Here is a 7,284-nt window from a genome sequence, read left to right as displayed (position 1 = left end):
TAGCACGATTACTATGCGCAATGTTACCGTCTATCATTGGCCAAGGTTTTTGAGCTACACCAACTTCATTTAATGTAGCTGTGCGCCATTTTTCGCGGGCGATATCTAAATCTGGATGAAAGTATAAAGCGCATAAAATAAGCTCTTCAGTGCCCCATATTTTTATTGGTAAAGTGTCTGCAGAATACCCATTATTTTGTAAATAATGATTAAACTTTGCGTTAAATGGGTCTTTAGCCTCGAATGCAGTGGCAATTACATGGAGATCAAGAGGCTTGGGGCTATATTTTGAGAAACTACAAGCTTCAAAAAATATAGGGAGGAATATGGTCAGCAGGAGGGCATGTAAAAACTTATGCGTGGATAATGTATATTTAATCAATTTTTCTATTGGAAAAAAGTAGCCTGTTACTTTGATTCAAGTAATAGTTGATTCAAATAATAGGCCGATCACTTTGAAATCAATGGCGATATACCCTGGAACATACTAATTTAATCGACTATTTCAGCATTTACAGCGCCTAATGCATCCTGCAATGTTTCTTCAGTCAAGCTGTTGATTGAAGTGGCCAGCAAATCTGCCGCTTCAACCGTTGTAAGTGGCAGATTATGGCTATCCATTTCTGCTATAAGCCCTGCTGCTGCACCGGTTACTTTTAATAATGACTGGCGCTCACGCATCAAAAGTTCTACTTCTGTACGCAGCATATTAATCTCGTTTAAATTGATTGTGTTTTGCATAGCCTTTAACTCTCAGTAAACCTACTAATTATTATTCAATAGCATTAATTAGTATTCTCGCACAATCGTTGCAGGCTGAGCTAAATTAACTTTAATATGCGGATTAATTTACATGATTAAGCTGGAAAACACTTTTATTGAATATATATTTAGCTTTTGCAGTTTAATTTTTTTCTGATAACAAATTGTTGATATACAATGGTTGCCTGTTTAAACGAGCTATTGTTTATTTACCTGCGAGAGTGGCGGAATTGGTAGACGCACTGGATTTAGGTTCCAGCGCCGTAAGGCGTGAGAGTTCGAGTCTCTCCTTTCGCACCAAGTAATATCAAGGACTAGCAGCCTTTTTGACATCCTTTTATGTCAAACAAAATCCCGATAAAGCCTTTTAAATTCCAGAATTTTCCATGAATATTGGTATTTTCATACCAATAAATGCTGGGAAATTTCTATGGACTGCTTTTTGATAATATTCTTAAATCATGAAGACTATTAGCAAAACTTTAAAATATCTTTAGGCAGATTCACTCTGCTGTCGCTTCCTAATACTACTGTTTGGTATTAAAATGGATTTCTTGTGTGAGATTCAAGAAAAACTTTGAAGAGAAAAAAGCTTTTTAAGAACACCGCTGGCCAGGTAGCAGCTGTGTTGTTTTTTTTTAACTAATTATTTTCTTTCATTTTTATGTTCCTGGAGTTTCTCTTTTAAGCGCTACTGCTGTCAGCTTTTTGTTTAGTGCTTTGGCATTTATATTAGTAGTAAGTCATATTTGATCGCAGAGTCTTTTTTTTGAATGATAATGTCTGTTGGACTTCCCACACTACGATGGGACACCTAACCTTGCTTGCGCCAGACCTCTTCAAATGCTTCGGGGCTCATCCCATTTAGGTGGGAGTGACGTCTAGCCCTATTATAAAACACCTCGATATAATCAAATATATCTGCCCTTGCTTTATCTCTCGTATATTATACATGTTGCAAATCCTTTTATTTTTTAAGCTGCTAAAAAAGATTCAGCCACAGCATTTTCATAGCAATTACCGCGCCTGCTCATACTAGCTTGTAGCTGATGTTGTTCACAAAATCGACTCAACTCATCACTACTATACTGAGAACCCTAGTCTGAATGAATAATGACGGGTTTACTCGGTTTGCGCCGCCATACCGCCATTAAAATAGCATCCAGTACTATTTCTTTGGCTAATATTGACTTCATCGACCAACCAATCACCTTGCGTGAATACAGATCTAATACAACCGCAAGATACAACCATCCTTGAAATGTGCGAATGTAGGTAATGTCGGTCACCTAGGCCTGATCAGGCTCATCCATCACAAACTGCTGCGCTAAACGATTAGGCGCTGCCTTAGCAGGCTTGCTGTAACGAAATTTAAGTGTCTTGTAGCCACGATAAACTGCAATCTTATTCTGCTGCATGATTCTAGCTACGCGGTGTAAGCCACAAGTCTCACCAACCTCTCTCAAGTCGCAGAATACACGTGGGCTGCCATAAATGCCCTGACTAGCTTCAAATGATTCCTTGATTAGCCCTAACAAGCGACGGTCTTCTTTGCTTCGGTTGGATTCAGGATGATCACGCCATTTATAAAAGCCACTTCGAGCAACATTAAGCAGACGGCAGAGCAACGTCACAGGATGTTGGTGTCGTATATCTTCAATAAAAGCGTACTTTACTCGGACTGCCTTGCAAAGTACGCGGCGGCTTTTTTTAGTATGTCTCACTCTTCTTGTGCGCGCGCAAGTTCCGCACGTAACCTAAGGTTCTCACGCTTCACCTCAATGAGCTCTGCTTTATCTTTTTGTTCATCGGTAGGACCAGCTGCTTTGAACCACTTGTAAAGACTTTGTGCCGACACCCCTAATCGCTTAGCAACATCCGCAACAGTATAGCCACGTTCAACTACTTGCCTGACTGCCTCGGATCTAAATTCCTTTGCAAAACGTTCCCTTGCCATAACTACTTCCGTAAAGTTTAATTAAACTATAACGGTGTCTTACAGAGTGTGGGAAGTCCAAAATGGCGAAAGCAACCTAAACAGACGGTGCTGTTTCAATCTCATCAAGGCAGTTAGTTTGGCAGTGATGACTTTAATCGATGGTGCAAGGAGAATAACTTCGTGACCGGCATGAGCCGTTGTGGCAAATGCTACGATAACTCTGCCATGGACTCATTCTTCAACAGCCTAAAGAAAGAAAAAACTCAGGGTAAAATTTACATCATAAGAGAGGAGCTAAAAGCAGAAGTATTTGATTGCATCGAAGTGTTTTATAAACGTGTACGCAGGTATAGTTATTTGAATTGTTTAAGCCCAACTCAATTTCAACAACAACAAATCGGACAATGAGATTTGTCTATGATATTGGTGAAAGCTCAGGAAGTCCACTAGATATATGTCCGTAAACGCGAGTGAGTAAGATCTTTTGTAATTCTACGGGCAACTTCAACATTGATTTTCTTGGAATCAAAAGCAAAGCGCAACCATAGCCCGTACATGATTGCCATGATTCCTTCAGCCAAATCATCCACTTCATGCTCCGATACTATGTCTTCTAGTGCTCTTTTTAACTCGTTAATCACATGATTTTCCGTAGCGGATTCAATGTCTGCATAAGCAGTATTGGTGGGTATTCGTGCCCAAAACCATAACCAAGCTGTTACTGCTTCAGGCGTGCATTGAGAAGATGCAAAGTTAGCATCAATTACAGCATTTATTTTGTCAATCGGAGTTTTTGCAGAACTGACGTTGAATGCTACTTCTCCTAAAAAGCTTCCTGCTAACTCACGCATGGTACTTTCCATCAAATCTTGCTTGTTTTTAAAGTAATGATTAATCATGCCACCAGACGAGAGTCCGGCTCGAGCACTTATTGCTGCAAGTGTGGGTTCTGCCAATCCGGTTTCATATATTACTGAAATCGTAGCGTGGATTAATTCTTTTTTTCGGATTACTTCCAAACCAGGTCTTGCCATTATTGTGGATTTCTTTCCTAAGTATATTGCCAATAGTTACTTCTGAATTTTAAGAAGATAATCAAAATTAAGTATTGTAGCAATTTTTATGTCTATTTGGTATGACTTTTCCTGATTTCCAGCATACGAAGACATTAAGTTTTCTCTCGCTTTGATTTAAAGCTAAGGTAATTATGTATTAGATGAATTGTAGGTTTTCTTTTGTATTTATGTGCCTAAGAAACATTGTTAAATAACTTTACAAAACACTTCAGTCAGAATTTAAATCCATACCATATAAAAGCTCCTTTAAGACCCGTGCAGGGCGAGTTGTGAATCTCCATGTTGGAATGAACTTTGATACTGAACAATAATATTGTTCAGTAATATTAAATATAAATTCAATCAAATAAAATTAAATTTATATTATTAAACTATAATTCAATTATTAAAAATAATATTATTACTTTCTAAATTTAAGTTATGGATAAATTATTATGATTTAACTATATGAAATATATAATTATTTACATATATATGAATCTAGAATGAGTACTCCAAAAGAAGTATTGACCAAGCATATCGAATGGAATTTAATATCAATATAGATTGAATGATTATTCAATGTAATATAAAACGTTTACGGAGAGAATGATGAAGAAAGAACCTTTGAGAAAATTTAATCCAGATGATGCTGGATTTTCCTACACACTGGCGAGCGAATACTACACTTCACCTGTGATCTACGAAAATGAGTTGGAGGTGATTTTCGCAAATTCGTGGAATTTTGGTTGTCATCTTAGCCAGGTTAACGAACCAGGAAAATACATAAGATGTAAAGTTGGCGACGAAGAAATTGTAATTACCCGTGATAAAGAAAATAAATTGCACTCATACTACAATGTCTGTAGGCATCGCGCCCATACTCTGATTCAAAATGACTTTGGCAAAGTGAATTTTATTACATGTCCATACCACGCATGGACTTATAATTTGGATGGTACAGCTCGTACTGTTCGTAATTGCGAAAATGTTGAAGGATTTTGCAAGGAAGAGTTTAGCCTAGAAGAAGCCCGCGTAGAAGAGTTAGCCGGATTTGTATGGGTTAATCTAAATGCCGATGCTGAGCCGCTTATAAAGCAGGCGCCGGATCTTGAGGCTAAATTGCTTGAGCACTGTCCCGATATTCACAATCTAAAATTTGCCCATCGCGAAACATGGGATATTAAAGCAAACTGGAAAACTGCAATTGATAATTTCAGCGAGTGCTACCACTGCGCCACAGCACATCCCGGCTTTGTCGATTTAGTTAGCATGCCTGACTACACAGTTACTACACATGGCATTTGGAATGCTCACGTTTCACCCGTCCCCGAAAATCCAAATGGACCCTTAAAAGTGGCTGCTGCCGTTGGAAAGCGACTAGAGTATGTGGCCATTTACCTATGGCCGAACATGACTATGTGGATCATGCCTGGCGCGGGCAATATCGGATTGCTTTATATGTTACCTACAGGCCCAGAGACTACTCGGGAGAATATGGATTTCTATTTCTTAGATGAGAAACCAACTGAAGAAGAAATGGCTTCGATTGAATACTTACGTGAAGTACTCCAACCAGAAGATGTTGATCTTTGTGAAAAGGTGCAAAAGGGGCTGAAGTCTCGTAGCTATGATATTGGACGCTTATTAGTTGATCACAAACGTTCCGGAATCAGCGAGCATGCGGTACACCATTTCCAATCACTGGTTTATAAGGCACATCATGCTAAAGAATATATCCAGTTGAAAGAATCGGCTGGACAAGCAGCTGCTAAAGCAACATAAATTCTTGTTGGCCTTAAGTATTCCCTGTCATTGAAACTTGGCAGGGAATACTTAGTAAGCTGTGCATGTTAAAAAATTGTTTCAATTGCAACAGCATTAATTGTTTTAAAAACTCCGTTTATTAACCAGAGTGATTAAAGACTAAAAGTAAAGAGAGGCAGACTATGAAGATTATTGTTTTGCATAATGACACTAAGCGTGAAGTTGATGCTGAAATTGGCCTTTCATTAATGGAAGTTCTAAAAAAACGGGGATTCTATGTTCCTGCTTCTTGTGGTGGATCCATGGCGTGTTCAACTTGCCAAGTAATAATAGACGCTCATTGGTATGATCATATACCAGCACCAACAGAAGACGAAGAAGATGTATTGGATATGATTCCCCAACTTACTCCAACTACTCGTCTTAGCTGTCAGATCATATGTAATGAAGCCTTGAATGGACTAGAAGTAACTCTTCCAAAAGAGGTTACTAGTCTATTATCACGATAAATAACAGATTTTGATTTTTGTAGGGTATGAGTATTTCCGATCAACCAACCTTCAGAATATGGTTAGGGAATATCCCATAAATGGGGGTTAATATCTATTTTTTGATTGTAGTTTCATTAAGCAAAATTACAGTTCATCAGCATGATGATTAGCGACGAAAGGCAAAGATGTTACAGAAAACCACAGTTAAAGTTTGGTGGATTTATTTGATTATTTCGCCAAAAAGTATCGCGTAATTTGTCCGAAGTGTTATCAAGGTGAGTGGATAAAGTATTTGAACAGAAATAAACCCTGGCAGACTCTTTAGCAAAGGAAAGCGAAATTATTGGCGTTTTAAGTGAGCAAAAACAGCTGTAAATTTTTTTTGGGGCACAATAATTTAGGGGGATAAAGAATGAACACGAGTGCAGAAGCGTTTGATAAAGTCACAGCCGATGAAAGGACTCTCCATATTGGAGAAGGAACCCTTCACCGTAAAATAGATTGGAAACACGCATTCTGGGTAGTTAGCGGAGTTCCTCCGTTAGTGCTTTTTACAGTAGGTGCAATTGCTGCAACAGTAGGTCAGCCAGCATGGATCATTTGGATTCTATCCATTCTTATGGGGTTCATTCAGTGCTTCACGTATGCAGAAATTTCCGGATTATTTCCACATAAATCCGGTGGAGCTTCAATTTATGGAGCTATCGGTTGGGTTCGCTACAGTAAATTTATTGCACCTGTTACGGTATGGTGTAATTGGATTGCCTGGTCTCCAGTATTGGCTATTGCTTCAGGCCTCGCCGGAGCATATATTCTCTTAAGCCTCTTCCCCGCTGATGCAGTAGTTAATACCTGGTCGATGACTATTGTTGATCTTGGGTTCATAAAGGAAAAACTAAGTCTGCGATTAAATGCTACATTCGTTATTGGTGCAGCATTACTCCTCCTGACTTTTGCTATGCAGCATCGCGGAGTTTTGAAAGCAGCAAAATTACAGAAAATAATGGGCATAGCATCTTTGCTTCCTCTGCTTGTTATAGGCATAGTTCCTTTAGTTACAGGAGATGCCCCGTCTGATCGCTTCTTTCCACTTTTACCATTAGCTCATGATGCCGCAGGTCAAATTATTCAGGGATCTTGGAATGCGGCAGGCTGGACTTTGGCAATAGGTGGAATGTTTGTGGCCGCATGGTCAACTTACGGTTTCGAAACAGCGGTCTGCTATACCAGAGAATTCAAGGATCCAAAAAAAGACACATTTAAGGCGGTT

The 7,284-nt window shown here is 38.9% G+C and carries 6 protein-coding genes, 1 tRNA gene and 2 pseudogenes; 5 read left to right on the top strand and 4 right to left on the bottom strand.

Going from position 1 to position 7,284, the window contains the following annotated elements; translation table 11 throughout:
* Both ACH10T_RS01880 and ACH10T_RS01875 read right to left on the bottom strand, forming a co-directional pair.
* Positions 1 to 382: pseudogene (locus ACH10T_RS01880) on the bottom strand (TolC family protein); the annotation flags it as partial.
* A gap of 110 nt (positions 383 to 492) precedes the next feature.
* Entirely contained in the window at positions 493 to 741 is a 249-nt protein-coding gene (locus tag ACH10T_RS01875) for a hypothetical protein (RefSeq protein ID WP_394807643.1), read from the bottom strand.
* A 236-nt stretch (positions 742 to 977) separates the two neighbouring features.
* Here ACH10T_RS01875 and ACH10T_RS01870 point away from each other — a divergent pair.
* A tRNA-Leu gene (locus ACH10T_RS01870) sits at positions 978 to 1,062 on the top strand.
* Positions 1,063 to 1,576: 514 nt separating this feature from the next.
* Here the strand turns inward: ACH10T_RS01870 and ACH10T_RS01865 are convergent.
* Positions 1,577 to 2,719, bottom strand: a pseudogene (locus ACH10T_RS01865) (IS3 family transposase).
* 171 nt (positions 2,720 to 2,890) lie between these two features.
* On the opposite strand from ACH10T_RS01865, the gene ACH10T_RS01860 reads away from it, so the two are divergent.
* Complete coding sequence (locus tag ACH10T_RS01860; protein WP_394807644.1) at positions 2,891 to 3,109, top strand: IS3 family transposase; 219 nt, start codon at positions 2,891 to 2,893, stop codon at positions 3,107 to 3,109.
* A 38-nt stretch (positions 3,110 to 3,147) separates the two neighbouring features.
* On the opposite strand, the gene betI is transcribed toward ACH10T_RS01860, so the two are convergent.
* Positions 3,148 to 3,735: a transcriptional regulator BetI gene (gene betI, locus ACH10T_RS01855; protein ID WP_394807642.1), complete on the bottom strand. Its 588-nt coding sequence runs from the start codon at positions 3,733 to 3,735 to the stop codon at positions 3,148 to 3,150.
* Positions 3,736 to 4,368: 633 nt separating this feature from the next.
* On the opposite strand from betI, the gene ACH10T_RS01850 reads away from it, so the two are divergent.
* From ACH10T_RS01850 to ACH10T_RS01840, 3 genes are all read left to right on the top strand, one after another.
* A complete protein-coding gene (locus tag ACH10T_RS01850) occupies positions 4,369 to 5,541 on the top strand; it encodes an aromatic ring-hydroxylating dioxygenase subunit alpha (RefSeq protein ID WP_394807641.1) in 1,173 nt (390 codons plus the stop codon).
* A 164-nt stretch (positions 5,542 to 5,705) separates the two neighbouring features.
* Complete coding sequence (locus ACH10T_RS01845) at positions 5,706 to 6,032, top strand: 2Fe-2S iron-sulfur cluster-binding protein (protein ID WP_394807640.1); 327 nt, start codon at positions 5,706 to 5,708, stop codon at positions 6,030 to 6,032.
* 394 nt (positions 6,033 to 6,426) lie between these two features.
* A partial coding sequence (locus tag ACH10T_RS01840) for an APC family permease (RefSeq protein WP_394807639.1) occupies positions 6,427 to 7,284 on the top strand: 858 nt, incomplete at its 3' end.

It is taken from the genome of Nitrosomonas sp. (genome assembly GCF_043753625.1).
In the GTDB taxonomy this organism is placed as follows: Bacteria; Pseudomonadota; Gammaproteobacteria; order Burkholderiales; family Nitrosomonadaceae; genus Nitrosomonas.
The sequence above is the reverse complement of the archived record's forward strand: the minus strand, read 5'-3'. Positions and strand labels throughout refer to the sequence as shown.

Bases quoted from the DNA above. Each gene is read 5' to 3' on its own strand.
- betI (WP_394807642.1), bottom strand. From the start codon at position 3,735: ATGGCAAGACCTGGTTTGGAAGTAATCCGAAAAAAAGAATTAATCCAC.
- ACH10T_RS01850 (WP_394807641.1), top strand. From the start codon at position 4,369: ATGAAGAAAGAACCTTTGAGAAAATTTAATCCAGATGATGCTGGATTT.
- ACH10T_RS01860 (WP_394807644.1), top strand. From the start codon at position 2,891: ATGAGCCGTTGTGGCAAATGCTACGATAACTCTGCCATGGACTCATTC.
- ACH10T_RS01845 (WP_394807640.1), top strand. From the start codon at position 5,706: ATGAAGATTATTGTTTTGCATAATGACACTAAGCGTGAAGTTGATGCT.
- ACH10T_RS01875 (WP_394807643.1), bottom strand. From the start codon at position 741: ATGCAAAACACAATCAATTTAAACGAGATTAATATGCTGCGTACAGAA.